Source organism: Streptococcus sp. 116-D4, from assembly GCF_009731465.1.
Lineage (GTDB): Bacteria > Bacillota > Bacilli > Lactobacillales > Streptococcaceae > Streptococcus > Streptococcus pseudopneumoniae_E.
On the sequence record NZ_AP021887.1, the window covers coordinates 486,843 to 503,616 of the forward strand.

Sequence of the window (16,774 nt, forward strand, 5' to 3'; positions counted from 1 at the left end):
AGTTGGGGAATCTCAACTCCTTTTGATGAGAATGATAGTTGGACACGGAATTGACATCGAAGAATTGGCTTCGATAGAAAGCGCAGTTACACGACATGAAGGCTTTGCTAAGCGCGTGCTGACTGCTAAGGAAATGAAACGGTTTAACAGTCTTAAAGGGCGCAGACAAATCGAATATTTGGCTGGTCGCTGGTCGGCTAAGGAAGCCTTTTCTAAGGCCGTAGGAACTGGTATTGGCAAGCTCGGTTTTCAGGATTTAGAAGTCTTAAACAATGAACGCGGGGCGCCTTATTTTAATCAGGCACCATTTTCAGGAAAGATTTGGCTGTCTATCAGCCATACCGATCAGTTTGTGACAGCCAGTGTCATTTTGGAGGAAAATCATGAAAGCTAGTCCACATAGACCAACCAAGGCTCTCATTCATCTGGGAGCTATTCGACAAAATATTCAGCAAATGGGGGCTCATATCCCTCAAGGAACGCTCAAGTGGGCAGTGGTCAAGGCCAATGCCTATGGCCATGGAGCAGTCGCTGTTGCGACAGCGATTCAAGATGATGTTGATGGCTTTTGCGTTTCCAATATTGATGAAGCTATTGAACTTCGTCAGGCTGGAGTTAGCAAGAAAATCCTTATTTTGGGAGTTTCTGAAATCGAAACTGTTGCTCTAGCTAAAGAATACGATATCACCTTGACAGTAGCTGGACTGGAGTGGATTCAAGCACTTTTAGATAAGGAAGCTGACCTAACTGGATTGACAGTCCATCTCAAGATCGACTCAGGAATGGGACGGATTGGTTTTAGAGAGGCAGGTGAGGCTGAGCAGGCTCAAGCTTTGCTCCAACAACACGGTGCTCGTGTTGAAGGGATTTTTACCCACTTTGCTACTGCAGACGAGGAATCAGATACCTACTTTAATGAACAGTTAGAATGGTTTAAAACTATTTTGGCCAGTATGAAAGGTCTTCCAGAGCTGGTTCATGCCAGCAATTCTGCAACGACCCTTTGGCATGCAGAGACTATTTTCAATGCGGTTCGTATGGGAGATGCTATGTATGGTCTCAATCCAAGCGGAGAGGTTTTGGACCTGCCTTATGACCTGACACCAGCCTTGACCTTGGAATCTGCTCTGGTTCATGTCAAGACAGTTCCAGCTGGAGCTTGCATGGGCTATGGAGCAACTTATCAAGCGGATAGCGAGCAAGTCATCGCGACGGTACCAATTGGCTATGCGGATGGATGGACACGAGACATGCAGAATTTTTCTGTCTTGGTAGATGGCCAAGCTTGCCCAATCGTTGGGCGGGTTTCTATGGACCAAATCACTATTCGTCTGCCTAAGCCTTATCCTTTAGGGACCAAAGTCACCCTCATTGGTTACAATGGGGACAAGGAAATTACAGCTACTCAGGTAGCGACCTACCGTGGAACCATTAACTATGAGGTGGTTTGTCTCATCAGCGACCGTATTCCGAGAGAATATGATTAGAAAAGAAAGGAGTAGAGCATGAATCTACATCAACCCTTGCATGTCTTGCCTGGTGTAGGGCCAAAGTCAGTAGAGAAATATGCCAAACTAGGAATTGAAAACTTGCAAGACCTCTTGCTCTACTTTCCTTTCCGTTATGAAGATTTTAAAACCAAGCAGGTTTTGGAGTTGGAAGATGGTGAAAAGGCGGTCCTTTCTGGTCAAGTCGTGACTCCTGCCAGTGTCCAGTATTATGGTTTCAAGCGCAATCGCCTACGTTTTAGCCTCAAGCAGGGAGAAGTCGTTTTTGCGGTGAATTTCTTTAACCAGCCCTATCTAGCTGATAAAATAGAGTTGGGAGCAACCCTTGCTGTCTTTGGAAAATGGGACCGGGCCAAGGCTAGTCTGACTGGGATGAAGGTCCTAGCTCAGGTGGAAGATGACCTCCAACCAGTTTATCGTTTGGCTCAGGGAATCAGTCAGGCCAGTCTGGTCAAGGTTATCAAGACAGCCTTTGATCAGGGACTGGACCTCTTGATAGAAGAAAATCTGCCCCAGTCTTTACTAAACAAATACAAACTCATGTCCCGTTGTCAGGCAGTCCGAGCTATGCATTTTCCAAAGGATTTGGCAGAATACAAGCAGGCCCTTCGCCGTATCAAGTTTGAGGAACTCTTTTATTTCCAAATGCAATTGCAGACGCTCAAGTCTGAAAATAGAGTTCAGGGCAGCGGTCTGGTTCTGGATTGGTCTCAGGAAAAAATGACAGCTGTTAAGAAATGTTTACCTTTTGCCCTGACCCCAGCTCAGGAAAAGAGTTTGCAGGAAATTTTGACCGACATGAAGTCGGATCACCACATGAATCGTCTCCTGCAAGGAGATGTGGGGAGCGGAAAAACGGTAGTCGCTGGCTTGGCTATGTTTGTGGCAGTGACGGCTGGCTACCAAGCCGCCCTCATGGTACCGACAGAAATCCTTGCAGAGCAACACTTTGAGAGTCTACAGAGTCTCTTCCCGGACTTGAAACTGGCTCTTTTGACAGGTTCCTTAAAAGCTGCAGAAAAGAGAGAAGTCTTGGAGACTATTGCCAAGGGTGAGGCTGATTTGATTATCGGAACTCACGCTCTGATTCAGGATGGGGTGGAGTATGCTCGCCTTGGCTTGATTATTATCGATGAGCAACATCGTTTTGGTGTGGGACAAAGGCGTATTTTACGAGAAAAAGGCGACAATCCAGATGTCCTCATGATGACAGCGACTCCCATTCCACGGACGCTGGCCATCACGGCCTTTGGGGATATGGATGTTTCCATTATCGACCAGATGCCAGCAGGGCGGAAACCTATTGTGACACGCTGGATCAAGCATGAGCAATTGCCTCAGGTCTTGACTTGGTTAGAGGGGGAAATCCAAAAAGGTTCTCAAGCCTATGTCATCTCTCCCTTGATTGAAGAATCAGAAGCTTTGGATTTAAAAAATGCCATTGCCTTATCAGAAGAGCTGACGTCTCATTTTGCAGGAAAAGCAGAGGTGGCCCTTCTACATGGTAAGATGAAGAGTGATGAAAAAGACCAGATTATGCAGGCTTTCAAAGAAAGAAAAACGGATATTCTGGTTTCGACGACAGTTATCGAGGTTGGAGTCAATGTTCCCAATGCGACTGTCATGATTATCATGGATGCGGATCGCTTCGGGCTTAGCCAACTTCACCAGCTCAGAGGTCGTGTCGGTCGGGGGGACAAGCAGTCCTATGCTGTTCTCGTTGCCAATCCTAAGACGGATTCTGGGAAAGACCGCATGCGCATCATGACAGAAACCACCAATGGATTTGTTCTTGCGGAGGAAGATTTGAAAATGCGTGGTTCTGGTGAAATTTTTGGAACCAGACAATCAGGACTACCAGAATTTCAAGTGGCTGATATTATCGAAGATTTTCCGATTTTAGAAGAAGCCAGAAAGGTTGCTAGCTACATTAGTTCGATAGAAGGCTGGCAAGAAGATCCAGAATGGCACATGATTGCCCTTCATTTGGAGAAGAAAGAACACCTAGATTAAGCTTTCTCTAAGGAAATCTTATACTCAATGAAAATCAAAGAGCAAACTAGGAAGCTAGCCGCAAGCTGTACTTGAGTACGGTAAGGCGACGCTGACGTGGTTTGAATTTGATTTTCGAAGAGTATTAAGCTAGCTTTCAGGTTTGCCCTTTATACTAGAGTCATCAAAAAGAAACGAGGACTCTCACATGACAGTAGCTATTAAAGTAAATTACCAAACCACTTTCCAAAAGAAAGAAGCAAAAAACTAAGATTGAGCAGAAGAAGAAAGAGCGAAATGCTCTTTTTTCGTTTCTACAAGCACAATTTATTGAATCTAAAATAGCACACTGCGGATTCTAAAAAATTTCTAGAAATTATAGTAGACTGAATCTGGAATAGTCCACCGAATTTTCTAAAACATTTTTAGAAATTAGTTTGAATTCCGCAATCAATTTGTTCAGTTTTTATTTCATTTAACTATAATTTGACTTTCCTAATTCCTTTGTTCATATCTTATTTCAATACACTATATCTTACTATTTCAGAGCCCACATCTAGCATAACTAAAAAAAAACAGATTCTTCCATCTATTACGGAAAAATCTGTCATTGATTTAATGATTTACAAAAACTCCAACCAGGGCTTGCGAACCTCGTCTTTGATAGTTTCTCTATATTTTTTAATTACAAAAATGCCATCTTGACTAAATGATTTCTTGACCATTAGTGCTGGCCTTACAACAATGCCTCAAACTCAGCGACGGTCATTCCTAATTGTTCACTTGCAACCTCAGCTGTCAGAAGGTCTTGACGAACTAGATTTAATAGCATAGACAAACTCCCTTCGACTATCCCACGCTCCAGTCCCTGTTCAATACCACGTTCCAACCCCTGTTCAATCCCTTCTTCCCTAGCAGTTTCCAAGGCATAATCATGAGCCAATAATGCCTGTTCTTCACGCATACGTAGTTGACTAAACATTTTCCTGTCCTCCTCGGACCAGCTCTTGTAGTCTAGCAGTTGGTCTGCCTGACTGATGGCTCGCTCGGGTTCCTGAGTAAAGGGTTTATTCCCAAAAAACTCCAACCAGGGCTTGCGAATCTTGTCTTTGCTGGTTTCTCTGTATTTTTTTAGTTCTAAGAACGCCATCTTGACTAGATGGTTTTCCTGACCGTTGTTTGTAATTGTCAAAATCTCACCCGTCGTATTCTCTCGCATACTAAAACTGTGAAAGGCTAAATCATCCTGAAAGTAGTTGCTGTCCACAATTGCAATGGCGTAAACAGGAGCGATATGCTTGTAACTCTGGTGAGTGTCACCTTCACGTTGACGAATTTTTTCTAGATTTTGATTGACCTGACTACACAGATAAGCCCATAGGCGATTGATGAAAAAATTCTGATGATGCACCTGAATCTCAATAATTACTTGCGTTCCATTGTCCAACTCCGCCAAAACGTCTATACTGGTATAAAAATCCTGGGCCGAGTACGGTGTAGTAGGCAAGACGTGAATGTTACTTCCCTCTAAAATGGTCACATTTTTGGCTGGTAAGTCCAGCATATCGCGAATAAATTGACAAGTGACTTCTGGATTGCTAAAGATTTTCTTAGCAACCAAGTCATTGGTTGGGCTGATGCCCGGATGTCTGAGAATCATCCATTCCCTCCTTCTATTATACCATATTTTAAAATCTAATTTTGCTAGATTCGATGGTTCTATCTATTTATTCGGAAAAAAGCGTAACTTTTCAAAGTAATTTCCATCTCTCTCCCAAAACTGGAAATTAGTTTTAGAAGTTACCCAATGAAAATCAAAGAGCAAACTAGGAAACTAGCCGCAGGTTGCTCAAAGCACTGCTTTGAGGTTGTAGATAAGACTGACGAAGTCAGTTACATATATAATCCAAGGCAACGTTGACGTGGTTTGAAGAGATTTTCTAAGAGTATAAAATAGATGACTCTCTGAAACTACTTTCAGAAACAGCTGTTCTATAAAATACTTTTGAAACTGAAATCTATTCTACCACAAAGCATTGAAAACGCTTAACAAATGATATATAATGACCTCATAAGAACAAAGAAAAGGAGGAAAGAGGATGCCACAGATTACTAAAGAAGGCTTGATTGCCAAAATCAAAGATGGAATCATCGTTTCTTGTCAGGCCCTTCCTCACGAACCGCTCTATACAGAAGCGGGAGGAGTCATTCCCTTGCTGGCTAAAGCGGCTGAGCAAGGTGGAGCAGTTGGTATCCGAGCAAACAGTGTTCGTGATATCAAGGAAATCAAGGAGGTTACCAACCTTCCAATCATTGGGATAATTAAACGAGATTATCCACCACAAGAACCCTTCATCACGGCTACCATGAAAGAAGTTGATGAACTAGCAGAACTGGACATCGAGGTGATTGCTCTTGATTGTACCAAGCGTGAACGCTACGATGGTTTGGAGATTCAAGACTTTATTCGTCAGGTTAAGGAGAAATATCCTAACCAGCTCTTGATGGCTGATACAAGTACTTTTGAAGAAGGACTAGCAGCTGTTGAAGCAGGAATTGACTTTGTCGGAACAACCTTATCAGGCTACACATCTTACAGTCCAAAAGTAGATGGCCCCGATTTTGAATTAATCAAAAAACTCTGTGATGCCGGTGTAGATGTCATTGCAGAAGGGAAAATTCATACACCAGAACAAGCCAAACAAATCCTTGGATATGGAGTGCGCGGTATCGTTGTTGGTGGCGCTATTACTAGACCAAAAGAGATTACAGAACGCTTTGTTGCTGGTCTCAAATAACAAATAAAGAAAGGGGGATTGAGTATGATTATCACTAAAATCAGTCGTTTAGGAACTTATGTGGGAGTCAATCCACATTTTGCAACATTAATAGATTTTCTAGAAAAAACAGGACTAGAAAATTTAACAGAAGGTCCGATTGATATCGATGGTGATCGATTGTTTGGAAATTGCTTTACTTATCTAGCAGACGGTCAAGCAGGAGCCTTCTTTGAAACTCACCAAAAGTATTTAGATATTCATTTAGTTTTGGAAAATGAAGAAGCCATGGCTGTTACGTCGCCGGAAAATGTAAGCGTTACCCAAAAATATGATGAGGAGAAAGATATTGAATTATACACAGGGGAAGTGGAACAGTTAGTTCATTTGAGAGCTGGCGAATGCCTCATCACTTTTCCAGAAGATTTACATCAACCGAAGGTTCGTATAAATGATGAACCTGTGAAAAAAGTTGTCTTTAAAGTTGCGATTTCTTAATGTAGAAAGGGAAGAACAATGAAAAAAATGAGAAAGTTTTTATGTCTAGCTGGAGTAGCGCTAGCAGCCGTTGCCTTGGTAGCTTGTTCAGGAAAGAAAGAAACTACAGCTGACACTGAACCACCGACAGAATTATCTGGTGAGATTACAATGTGGCACTCCTTTACTCAAGGGCCACGTTTAGAAAGTATTCAAAAATCAGCAGATGCTTTCATGCAAAAACATCCAAAAACGAAAATCAAGATTGAAACATTTTCTTGGAATGACTTCTATACTAAATGGACTACCGGTTTAGCAAATGGAAATGTGCCAGATATCAGTACAGCCCTTCCTAACCAAGTAATGGAAATGGTAAACTCAGATGCTTTGGTTCCGCTAAACGATTCTATCAAGCGTATTGGACAGGATAAATTTAACGAAACTGCCTTAAATGAAGCAAAAATCGGAAATGATTACTACTCTGTTCCTCTTTATTCACATGCACAAGTCATGTGGGTTAGAACAGATTTGTTAAAAGAACATAATATTGAGGTTCCTAAAACTTGGGATCAACTCTATGAAGCTTCTAAAAAATTGAAAGAAGCTGGAGTTTATGGCTTGTCTGTTCCGCTTGGAACAAATGACTTAATGGCAACACGTTTCTTGAACTTCTATGTTCGTAGTGGTGGTGGAAGTCTCTTGACAAAAGATCTTAAAGCAGATTTGACAAGCCAACTTGCTCAAGATGGTATTAAATACTGGGTTAAAATGTATAAAGAAATCTCACCTCAAGATTCTTTGAACTTTAATGTCCTTCAACAAGCTACCTTGTTCTATCAAGGAAAAACAGCATTTGACTTTAACTCTGGCTTCCATATTGGAGGGATTAATGCCAACAGTCCTCAATTGATTGATTCGATTGATGCTTATCCTATTCCAAAAATCAAAGAATCTGATAAAGACCAAGGAATTGAAACCTCAAATATTCCAATGGTTGTTTGGAAAAATTCAAAACATCCAGAAGTTGCTAAAGCATTCTTGGAATCACTTTATAATGAAGAAGACTACGTTAAATTCCTTGATTCAACTCCAGTAGGTATGTTGCCAACTATTAAGGGAATTAGCGATTCTGCAGCCTATAAAGAAAATGAAACTCGTAAGAAATTTAAACATGCTGAAGAAGTGATTACTGAAGCTGTTAAAAAAGGTACTGCTATTGGTTATGAAAATGGACCAAGTGTACAAGCTGGTATGTTGACTAACCAACACATTATTGAACAAATGTTCCAAGATATCATTTCAAATGGAACAGATCCTATGAAAGCAGCAAAAGAAGCAGAAAAACAATTAAACGATTTATTTGAGGCTGTTCAGTAGATATAAAAGACTAGAAAATAGGTGGGCTAGTGAGCTGAAAAGCCCTAGCCCAATCTTGTAAAAGAAGGGAGAAGGAGAATGGTTAAAGAACGTAATTTAACTCGCTGGATATTTGTTTTGCCAGCTATGATTATCGTAGGATTACTCTTTGTTTATCCGTTTTTCTCGAGTATTTTTTATAGCTTTACCAATAAGCATTTGATTATGCCCAATTATAAATTTGTTGGTTTAGCTAACTATAAAGCTGTGCTATCAGATCCCAACTTCTTTAATGCGTTCTTTAATTCAATTAAGTGGACCGTTTTCTCATTAGTTGGTCAAGTTTTAGTAGGGTTTGTATTGGCTTTAGCTCTTCACAGAGTACGTCACTTCAAGAAATTATATAGGACCTTATTGATTGTTCCTTGGGCATTTCCTACAATTGTTATTGCCTTTTCTTGGCAGTGGATTCTAAACGGGGTTTATGGCTACTTACCTAACCTAATCGTAAAATTAGGTTTAATGGATCATACACCTGCATTTTTGACAGATAGTACATGGGCATTCCTATGTTTGGTGTTTATCAACATTTGGTTTGGAGCACCGATGATCATGGTTAATGTACTTTCAGCTTTGCAAACAGTACCAGAAGAACAATTTGAAGCTGCTAAGATAGATGGTGCTTCAAGTTGGCAGGTGTTCAAGTTTATCGTCTTTCCACATATTAAAGTGGTTGTAGGGCTTCTAGTTGTTTTGAGAACTGTATGGATCTTTAATAACTTTGACATTATCTACCTAATTACTGGTGGTGGACCAGCCAATGCTACAACAACGCTTCCAATTTTTGCTTACAACCTAGGTTGGGGAACTAAATTGTTGGGTCGTGCTTCAGCAGTCACAGTATTGCTCTTTATCTTCTTGGTGGCGATTTGCTTTATCTACTTTGCTATCATCAGTAAGTGGGAAAAGGAGGGTAGAAAATAATGAAGAAGAAATCTGGTATTTATTTAGATATTCTCTCACATGTACTCTTGATTGGTGCGACCATTGTTGCAATTTTCCCACTGGTATGGATTATCATATCTTCTGTCAAGGGTAAAGGAGAATTAACTCAGTATCCAACACGATTTTGGCCTGAACAATTTACATTAGATTATTTCACTCATGTTATCAACGATTTGCACTTTATTGATAACATTCGAAACAGTTTAATCATTGCCTTAGCTACAACCGTTATTGCGATTATTATTTCTGCTATGGCAGCCTACGGTATTGTTCGATTCTTCCCTAAATTGGGAGCAATCATGTCGAGACTACTCGTCATTACCTACATTTTCCCACCAATTTTGTTAGCAATTCCATATTCAATTGCCATTGCTAAAGTTGGGTTAACAAATAGTTTATTTGGCTTGATGATGGTTTATCTATCTTTTAGTGTTCCATATGCAGTTTGGCTCTTAGTTGGATTTTTCCAAACAGTCCCAATTGGAATTGAAGAAGCAGCTCGAATTGATGGTGCAAATAAATTTGTTACATTTTATAAAGTTGTGCTACCGATTGTAGCACCAGGTATTGTAGCAACAGCTATTTATACATTTATTAATGCTTGGAATGAATTCTTGTATGCTTTGATCTTGATTAATAATACAGGAAAGATGACAGTAGCAGTAGCTCTTAGATCTCTTAACGGTTCAGAAATTTTAGACTGGGGAGATATGATGGCAGCATCTGTTATTGTAGTTCTTCCATCAATCATTTTCTTCTCTATCATCCAAAATAAGATTGCAAGTGGATTGTCAGAAGGATCTGTGAAGTAGACGAAAGAAGGAAAAAAATGAATAAGAGAGGTCTTTATTCAAAACTAGGAATTTCTGTTGTAGGCATTAGTCTTTTAATGGGAGTCCCCACTTTGATTCATGCGAATGAATTAAACTATGGTCAACTGTCCATATCTCCTATTTTTCAAGGAGGTTCATATCAACTGAACAATAAGAGTATAGATATCAGCCCTTTGTTATTAGATAAATTATCTGGAGAGAGTCAGACAGTAGTAATGAAATTTAGAGCAGATGAACCAAACTCGCTTCAAGCTTTGTTTGGCCTATCTAATAGTAAAGCAGGCTTTAAAAATAATTACTTTTCAATTTTCATGAGAGATTCTGGTGAGATAGGTGTAGAAATAAGAGACGCCCAAAAGGGAATAAATTATTTATTTTCTAGACCAGCTTCATTATGGGGAAAGCATAAAGGACAGGCAGTTGAAAATACACTAGTATTTGTATCTGATTCTAAAGATAAAACATACACAATGTATGTTAATGGGATAGAAGTGTTCTCTGAAACAGTTGATACATTTTTGCCAATTTCAAATATAAATGGTATAGATAAGGCAACACTAGGAGCTGTTAATCGTGAAGGCAAGGATCATTACCTCGCAAAAGGAAGTATTGATGAAATCAGTCTATTTAATAAAGCAATTAGTGATCAGGAAGTTTCAACTATTCCCTTGTCAAATCCATTTCAGTTAATTTTCCAATCAGGAGATTCTACTCAAGCTAACTATTTTAGAATACCGACATTGTATACATTAAGCAGTGGAAGAGTTCTATCAAGTATTGATGCACGTTATGGTGGAACTCATGATTCTAAAAGTAAGATTAATATCGCCACTTCTTATAGTGATGATAATGGGGAAACGTGGAGTGAGCCAACTTTTGCTATGAAGTTTAATGACTATGAGGAGCAGTTGGTTTACTGGCCACGAGATAATAAATTAAAGAATAGCCAAATTAGTGGAAGTGCTTCATTTATAGATTCATCCATTGTTGAAGATAAAAAATCTGGGAAAACGATATTATTAGCTGATGTTATGCCTGCTGGTATTGGAAATAATAATGCAAACAAATCTGATTCAGGTTTTAAAGAAATAAACGGTCATTATTATTTAAAACTAAAGAAGAATGGAGATAATGATTTCCGTTATACAGTTAGAGAAAATGGAGTTGTTTACGATGAAACGACTAATAAACCTACAAATTATACTGTAAATGATAAGTATGAAGTTTTGGAGGGAGGTAAGTCTTTAACAGTCGAACAATATTCGGTTGATTTTGATAGTGGTTCTTTAAGAGAAACACACAATGGAAAACAGGTTCCTATGAATGTGTTCTACAAAGACTCTTTATTTAAAGTGACTCCTACTAATTATATAGCAATGACAACGAGTCAGAATAGAGGAGAAAGTTGGGAACAATTTAAGTTATTGCCTCCGTTCTTAGGAGAAAAACATAATGGAACTTACTTATGCCCCGGACAAGGTTTAGCATTAAAATCAAGTAATAGATTAATTTTTGCAACATATACTAGTGGCGAACTAACTTATCTCATTTCTGATGATAGTGGTCAAACATGGAAGAAATCCTCAGCTTCAATTCCGTTTAAGAATGCGACAGCAGAAGCGCAAATGGTTGAAATGAGAGATGGTGTGATTAGAACATTCTTTAGAACTACTACAGGTAAGATTGCCTATATGACTAGTAGAGATTCTGGAGAAACATGGTCAGAAGTTTCGTATATCGATGGAATTCAACAAACTTCATATGGTACACAAGTATCTGCAATTAAATACTCTCAATTAGTTGATGGAAAAGAAGCAGTCATTTTGAGTACACCAAATTCTAGAAATGGCCGTAAGGGAGGTCAATTAGTTGTCGGTTTAGTCAATAAAGAAGATGATAGTATCGATTGGAAATACCACTATGACATTGATTTGCCTTCGTATGGTTATGCTTATTCTGCGATTACAGAATTGCCAAATCATCACATAGGTGTATTGTTTGAAAAATATGATTCATGGTCAAGAAATGAATTGCATTTAAGCAATGTAGTTCAGTATATAGATTTGGAAATTAATGATTTAACAAAATAAAGGAGAAAAAACATGGTTAAATACGGTGTTGTTGGAACAGGATATTTTGGAGCTGAGTTGGCTCGTTATATGCAAAAGAATGATGGAGCAGAGATTACTCTTCTCTATGATCCAGATAATGCAGAGGCTATTGCAGAAGAATTGGGAGCAAAAGTAGCAAGTTCCCTAGATGAGTTGGTTTCTAGCGATGAAGTAGATTGTGTTATCGTCGCAACTCCAAATAATCTTCATAAGGAACCGGTTATTAAGGCTGCACAACATGGCAAAAATGTTTTCTGTGAAAAACCAATTGCGCTTTCTTATCAAGATTGTCGCGAGATGGTAGATGCATGTAAAGAAAATAATGTAACCTTTATGGCAGGACATATTATGAACTTCTTTAATGGTGTCCATCATGCAAAAGAACTAATTAATCAAGGAGTCATCGGAGACGTTCTATATTGTCACACAGCTCGTAATGGTTGGGAAGAACAACAACCATCCGTATCATGGAAAAAAATTCGTGAAAAATCAGGTGGTCACTTGTATCACCATATTCATGAATTGGATTGCGTGCAATTCCTTATGGGTGGTATGCCAGAAACTGTAACCATGACAGGTGGAAATGTAGCCCATGAAGGTGAAAATTTCGGTGATGAAGATGATATGATTTTTGTCAATATGGAATTTTCTAATAAACGTTTTGCCTTGTTAGAATGGGGTTCAGCTTATCGTTGGGGTGAACATTATGTCTTAATCCAAGGAACGAAAGGTGCTATCCGTTTAGACTTATTCAACTGTAAAGGAACTCTTAAGCTAGATGGACAAGAAAGTTATTTCTTGATTCATGAATCGCAAGAAGAAGATGATGATCGTACTCGTATCTATCATAGTACAGAAATGGATGGGGCAATTGCTTATGGTAAACCAGGTAAACGTACTCCATTATGGTTATCATCTGTCATTGATAAAGAAATGCGCTATTTGCATGAGATTATGCAAGGAGCTCCAGTATCAGAAGAATTTGCAAAACTATTGACAGGTGAAGCTGCTCTAGAAGCAATTGCTACTGCAGATGCTTGTACCCAATCTATGTTTGAAGATCGCAAAGTAAAATTGTCAGAAATTGTAAAATAAACAGAATGTAAAGGGGATGAAAAATTTATTTTCTCCCCTCATTTCGGAAATAAGTTAGGAGAAAATCTATGTCAGATTTAAAAAAATACGAAGGTGTCATTCCAGCCTTCTACGCATGTTATGATGATCAAGGAGAAGTCAGTCCAGAGCGTACGCGTGCCTTGGTTCAATACTTCATTGATAAAGGTGTTCAAGGTCTTTATGTCAATGGTTCTTCTGGTGAATGTATCTACCAAAGCGTTGAAGACCGCAAGTTAATCTTGGAAGAAGTCATGGTAGTTGCCAAAGGTAAATTGACCATTATCGCTCATGTTGCTTGCAATAATACTAAAGATAGTATGGAACTTGCTCGCCACGCAGAAAGCTTGGGTGTAGATGCCATTGCAACGATTCCACCGATTTACTTCCGCTTACCAGAATACTCAGTTGCTAAATACTGGAACGATATCAGTTCTGCAGCTCCAAATACAGACTACGTGATTTACAACATTCCTCAATTGGCAGGGGTTGCTTTGACGCCAAGCCTTTACATAGAAATGTTGAAAAATCCTCGTGTTATCGGTGTGAAGAACTCTTCTATGCCAGTTCAAGATATCCAAACTTTTGTGAGCCTTGGTGGCGAAGACCATATCGTCTTCAACGGTCCAGATGAACAGTTCTTAGGTGGTCGTCTCATGGGAGCTAAAGCTGGTATCGGTGGTACTTATGGTGCTATGCCAGAACTATTCTTGAAACTCAATGAGTTGATTGCTGACAAAGACTTAGAAACAGCGCGTGAATTGCAATATGCTATCAATGCAATCATTGGAAAACTCACTGCTGCACATGGAAATATGTACGGTGTGATTAAGGAAGTCTTGAAGATTAATGAAGGCTTGAATATTGGTTCTGTTCGTTCACCATTAACACCAGTAACCGAAGAAGATCGACCAGTTGTAGAAGCAGCTGCAGCCTTGATTCGTGAAACCAAGGAGCGCTTCCTCTAATCCATAAGGAGGTATTTATGACACACTACGTTGCAATTGATATCGGTGGAACAAATATCAAATATGGTTTGATTGACCAAGAAGGCCAACTTGTTGAATCGCATGAAATGCCAACAGAGGCGCATAAGGGTGGACCTCATATCTTACAAAAGACCAAAGATATCGTAGCTAGTTATTTAGAAAAAGGCCCAGTAGCAGGTGTTGCTATTTCTTCAGCAGGAATGGTGGATCCTGATAAGGGTGAGATTTTCTATGCTGGACCTCAGATTCCAAATTATGCAGGGACCCAGTTCAAGAAGGAAATTGGGACTAGCTTCTCTATTCCTTGTGAAATTGAAAATGATGTCAACTGTGCAGGTCTGGCTGAGGCAGTATCTGGTTCAGGCAAGGGAGCGAGTGTGATACTTTGCTTGACCATTGGAACCGGTATCGGTGGCTGCTTGATTATGGATGGGAAAGTCTTCCATGGATTTAGCAATTCAGCCTGTGAAGTTGGTTATATGCATATGCAGGATGGAGCTTTCCAAGATTTGGCCTCTACGACAGCCCTGGTTGAGTATGTAGCAGCAGCTCATGGAGATCCAGTTGACCAGTGGAATGGCCGACGCATCTTTAAGGAAGCTACCGAAGGAAACAAAATTTGCATGGAAGGCATTGACCGCATGGTAGACTATCTAGGAAAAGGTCTGGCAAATATTTGCTATGTGGCCAATCCAGAAGTAGTCATTCTCGGTGGTGGTATTATGGGACAAGAAGCTATTCTCAAGCCTAAAATTCGAAAAGCTTTGAAAGATGCTTTGGTACCAAGCCTGGCAGATAAGACGAGATTAGAATTTGCGCATCACCAAAATACAGCAGGGATGCTTGGTGCTTATTATCATTTTAAAACAAAACAATCCTAGTTTGGCTCAGCCAAACTAGGATTTTCTAATCAAATTCCCTTGACTTTCTTTATAATTGTGAGATAATAAAGAAAATATATAAAGGAATTATATAAAATGGCTATAGCGAATTCAAATAAAATTGTGACCTTCCAAGCTAATAGAGAATTGGTAAATGATGCCATGGAGGTGTTAAAAGAACAAAACCTCTCTCTTTCATCGGCACTCAGATTATTTTTAAAGAATGTTGCCGTAACAAATGAAGTAGATTTACTTAATGAAGAGGAATTAGAGAAGGAGTACTTGTTTAGACAATTACAAGCAGAAGTTCAAGAAAGCTATGCCAAGATTGAGGCTGGAAGTTACTTGACAGATGAGGATGTCGTGACACGCTATGGATTATAAAAAATATAGGATTTTGTATTCTCCTAGAGTGATTGATAGTCTGGATAAAATATATCAGTATATAGCAGAGGAAATCGGTTCTGTAGAGGCTGCGAGACGAAAAGTAGCGAGTATCAGAAAAGATATGAATCGGCTAGAAATTTTCCCCCAAGCTGGATTTGATGCCGATGAAAAATTTGGTAAGAAATTAGACCCTCGCTACCAAACGCGAGGATTGACCTTGAGTAAGGATTACATCGTATTATATACAATTGTTGAGGATACCGTCAGACTTGCTTATTTACTCCCTTCAAAAAGTGATTACATGAAATTATTCAAGACTAAGTCAAGATACGACTGATTCATAATCTAGAAGAGGTATGTTTAGTGATGAATAAAAATCCTAGTTTGGCTCAGCCAAACTAGGATTTTCTTACACGTTTTTGTCTACGATAGCCATTGAGTTTTTTATTTTCCCAGTAGCTATTAAAGATTTTCTCCTTGCTTTCACGATTGATTTCCAAAAAATAGGCATAAATCAAATCGATAAAGAAGAGCATAGGAAGTTGAGCGGATATACGTTGGATGTAGGAGGATTGGCTGTGACTGGCTACTAGGACAGTCTCTGTATAGGCCTGACTATCTTTATTGGGAACACTTGTAAAGAGTACAGTCTTTGCTCCCATCTCCTTAGCGTCTAATAGACTATCTAAAATAGAAGGAGTTGAGCCAGAAAGTGAGAAACCGAGTACGAGACAATTCTCATCCATAATACTGGTTGTCCAAGCAAAGCCGTCTTGGTCAGTCAAGGCCTCGCAGACCACACCTAGACGCATGAAGCGTAATTTCATTTCACGAGCTACGAGGCCAGAACTCCCTGTTCCGAAGAAGTAGACACGTTCAGCATCTTCGATTAACTGGGCAATTCTTTCTAGTTGGACTTCGTCAATCAAGTCCTGTGTTTGTTCCCGCATACTGCTATAACTTCTGATGACTCGTTTTGTCAGTGGACTGTGTTTGTGAGAATGGGTGTCTTGTTTCTCTGCTTGGTGTTGGTATTGGAAAATAAATTCTCGATAGCCCGTAAAACCACACTTTTTAGCAAAGCGGGTCAAAGCAGCTTGGGAGATATGTAATTTTTGAGTGACTTGCTGGGATGATAAATCATCTACAATGGTTTCTGTTTGCAAAAAATAGCGAGCGATTTCTTGCTCTAAATCTGTCATTTCTTCGAAGTGGGAATCAATGAGGGTTGCTATATCTGGTTTATCCATAGGGAAGGCTCCTTTAAATGAGTCGTATTGGAAAAAGGATAGATTATTGAACTTTTACATTCATTATAACATATAATATAGGGATGGATAAATAA

At 39.4% G+C, this 16,774-nt stretch carries 16 protein-coding genes; 14 read left to right on the forward strand and 2 right to left on the reverse strand.

Annotation, left to right across the window (positions count from 1 at the left end; genetic code table 11):
* Positions 1–31: 31 nt before the first annotated feature.
* From acpS to recG, 3 genes are read left to right on the forward strand one after another with little or no spacing between them, the layout of a single operon-like run.
* On the forward strand, positions 32–394 hold the full coding sequence (gene acpS, locus UKS_RS02605; protein ID WP_232049758.1) for a holo-ACP synthase: 363 nt from the start codon (positions 32–34) through the stop codon (positions 392–394).
* Entirely contained in the window at positions 384–1,487 is a 1,104-nt protein-coding gene (gene alr, locus UKS_RS02610; RefSeq protein ID WP_156011713.1) for an alanine racemase, read from the forward strand. Before acpS ends, alr begins: the two co-directional genes overlap by 11 nt.
* Positions 1,488–1,505: 18 nt before the next feature.
* Complete coding sequence (gene recG, locus UKS_RS02615; protein ID WP_156011714.1) at positions 1,506–3,521, forward strand: ATP-dependent DNA helicase RecG; 2,016 nt, start codon at positions 1,506–1,508, stop codon at positions 3,519–3,521.
* Positions 3,522–4,236: 715 nt separating this feature from the next.
* Here recG and UKS_RS02620 read toward each other — a convergent pair.
* Complete coding sequence (locus UKS_RS02620) at positions 4,237–5,160, reverse strand: Rpn family recombination-promoting nuclease/putative transposase (RefSeq protein ID WP_156011715.1); 924 nt, start codon at positions 5,158–5,160, stop codon at positions 4,237–4,239.
* Positions 5,161–5,599: 439 nt separating this feature from the next.
* Between UKS_RS02620 and UKS_RS02625 the strand changes: the two genes are divergently transcribed.
* From UKS_RS02625 to UKS_RS02675, 11 genes are all read left to right on the forward strand, one after another.
* Positions 5,600–6,298, forward strand: coding sequence for an N-acetylmannosamine-6-phosphate 2-epimerase (locus UKS_RS02625; RefSeq protein ID WP_156011716.1), 699 nt, complete (start codon positions 5,600–5,602; stop codon positions 6,296–6,298).
* 24 nt (positions 6,299–6,322) lie between these two features.
* The gene (locus UKS_RS02630) at positions 6,323–6,775 is read left to right on the forward strand and encodes a YhcH/YjgK/YiaL family protein (RefSeq protein WP_049521901.1); all 453 of its coding nucleotides are present in this window, start codon (positions 6,323–6,325) and stop codon (positions 6,773–6,775) included.
* A gap of 18 nt (positions 6,776–6,793) precedes the next feature.
* Positions 6,794–8,131 carry an ABC transporter substrate-binding protein gene (locus UKS_RS02635; protein WP_156011717.1) on the forward strand — a complete coding sequence of 446 codons (1,338 nt, stop codon included), beginning with the start codon at positions 6,794–6,796 and terminating at the stop codon, positions 8,129–8,131.
* Positions 8,132–8,209: 78 nt separating this feature from the next.
* Positions 8,210–9,094: a carbohydrate ABC transporter permease gene (locus tag UKS_RS02640; protein WP_023946138.1), complete on the forward strand. Its 885-nt coding sequence runs from the start codon at positions 8,210–8,212 to the stop codon at positions 9,092–9,094.
* Positions 9,094–9,927: a carbohydrate ABC transporter permease gene (locus UKS_RS02645; RefSeq protein ID WP_000730332.1), complete on the forward strand. Its 834-nt coding sequence runs from the start codon at positions 9,094–9,096 to the stop codon at positions 9,925–9,927. Before UKS_RS02640 ends, UKS_RS02645 begins: the two co-directional genes overlap by 1 nt.
* Positions 9,928–9,944: 17 nt before the next feature.
* Positions 9,945–12,038: a neuraminidase NanB gene (gene nanB, locus UKS_RS02650; RefSeq protein WP_156011718.1), complete on the forward strand. Its 2,094-nt coding sequence runs from the start codon at positions 9,945–9,947 to the stop codon at positions 12,036–12,038.
* A 12-nt stretch (positions 12,039–12,050) separates the two neighbouring features.
* Entirely contained in the window at positions 12,051–13,154 is a 1,104-nt protein-coding gene (locus UKS_RS02655; RefSeq protein ID WP_000241736.1) for a Gfo/Idh/MocA family protein, read from the forward strand.
* Positions 13,155–13,222: 68 nt separating this feature from the next.
* The gene (locus UKS_RS02660) at positions 13,223–14,140 is read left to right on the forward strand and encodes a dihydrodipicolinate synthase family protein (protein ID WP_156011719.1); all 918 of its coding nucleotides are present in this window, start codon (positions 13,223–13,225) and stop codon (positions 14,138–14,140) included.
* A 17-nt stretch (positions 14,141–14,157) separates the two neighbouring features.
* Positions 14,158–15,042 carry an ROK family protein gene (locus UKS_RS02665; protein ID WP_156011720.1) on the forward strand — a complete coding sequence of 295 codons (885 nt, stop codon included), beginning with the start codon at positions 14,158–14,160 and terminating at the stop codon, positions 15,040–15,042.
* A 96-nt stretch (positions 15,043–15,138) separates the two neighbouring features.
* Positions 15,139–15,426 carry a type II toxin-antitoxin system RelB/ParD family antitoxin gene (relB, locus tag UKS_RS02670; RefSeq protein WP_156011721.1) on the forward strand — a complete coding sequence of 96 codons (288 nt, stop codon included), beginning with the start codon at positions 15,139–15,141 and terminating at the stop codon, positions 15,424–15,426.
* Complete coding sequence (locus UKS_RS02675) at positions 15,416–15,766, forward strand: type II toxin-antitoxin system RelE/ParE family toxin (protein ID WP_156011722.1); 351 nt, start codon at positions 15,416–15,418, stop codon at positions 15,764–15,766. The genes relB and UKS_RS02675 overlap by 11 nt, the downstream gene beginning before the upstream one ends.
* A gap of 61 nt (positions 15,767–15,827) precedes the next feature.
* Here the strand turns inward: UKS_RS02675 and UKS_RS02680 are convergent, their stop codons facing one another.
* On the reverse strand, positions 15,828–16,679 hold the full coding sequence (locus UKS_RS02680; protein ID WP_049494658.1) for a MurR/RpiR family transcriptional regulator: 852 nt from the start codon (positions 16,677–16,679) through the stop codon (positions 15,828–15,830).
* Positions 16,680–16,774 lie beyond the last annotated feature (95 nt).

What these genes read in the sequence shown, in the direction of transcription:
- alr (WP_156011713.1), top strand. Translation starts at nt 384, where the DNA reads ATGAAAGCTAGTCCACATAGACCAACCAAGGCTCTCATTCATCTGGGA.
- UKS_RS02655 (WP_000241736.1), top strand. Translation starts at nt 12,051, where the DNA reads ATGGTTAAATACGGTGTTGTTGGAACAGGATATTTTGGAGCTGAGTTG.
- acpS (WP_232049758.1), top strand. Translation starts at nt 32, where the DNA reads ATGATAGTTGGACACGGAATTGACATCGAAGAATTGGCTTCGATAGAA.
- UKS_RS02660 (WP_156011719.1), top strand. Translation starts at nt 13,223, where the DNA reads ATGTCAGATTTAAAAAAATACGAAGGTGTCATTCCAGCCTTCTACGCA.
- nanB (WP_156011718.1), top strand. Translation starts at nt 9,945, where the DNA reads ATGAATAAGAGAGGTCTTTATTCAAAACTAGGAATTTCTGTTGTAGGC.
- UKS_RS02645 (WP_000730332.1), top strand. Translation starts at nt 9,094, where the DNA reads ATGAAGAAGAAATCTGGTATTTATTTAGATATTCTCTCACATGTACTC.
- UKS_RS02635 (WP_156011717.1), top strand. Translation starts at nt 6,794, where the DNA reads ATGAAAAAAATGAGAAAGTTTTTATGTCTAGCTGGAGTAGCGCTAGCA.
- UKS_RS02640 (WP_023946138.1), top strand. Translation starts at nt 8,210, where the DNA reads ATGGTTAAAGAACGTAATTTAACTCGCTGGATATTTGTTTTGCCAGCT.
- UKS_RS02630 (WP_049521901.1), top strand. Translation starts at nt 6,323, where the DNA reads ATGATTATCACTAAAATCAGTCGTTTAGGAACTTATGTGGGAGTCAAT.
- UKS_RS02680 (WP_049494658.1), bottom strand. Translation starts at nt 16,679, where the DNA reads ATGGATAAACCAGATATAGCAACCCTCATTGATTCCCACTTCGAAGAA.
- UKS_RS02675 (WP_156011722.1), top strand. Translation starts at nt 15,416, where the DNA reads ATGGATTATAAAAAATATAGGATTTTGTATTCTCCTAGAGTGATTGAT.
- UKS_RS02620 (WP_156011715.1), bottom strand. Translation starts at nt 5,160, where the DNA reads ATGATTCTCAGACATCCGGGCATCAGCCCAACCAATGACTTGGTTGCT.
- UKS_RS02665 (WP_156011720.1), top strand. Translation starts at nt 14,158, where the DNA reads ATGACACACTACGTTGCAATTGATATCGGTGGAACAAATATCAAATAT.
- relB (WP_156011721.1), top strand. Translation starts at nt 15,139, where the DNA reads ATGGCTATAGCGAATTCAAATAAAATTGTGACCTTCCAAGCTAATAGA.
- UKS_RS02625 (WP_156011716.1), top strand. Translation starts at nt 5,600, where the DNA reads ATGCCACAGATTACTAAAGAAGGCTTGATTGCCAAAATCAAAGATGGA.
- recG (WP_156011714.1), top strand. Translation starts at nt 1,506, where the DNA reads ATGAATCTACATCAACCCTTGCATGTCTTGCCTGGTGTAGGGCCAAAG.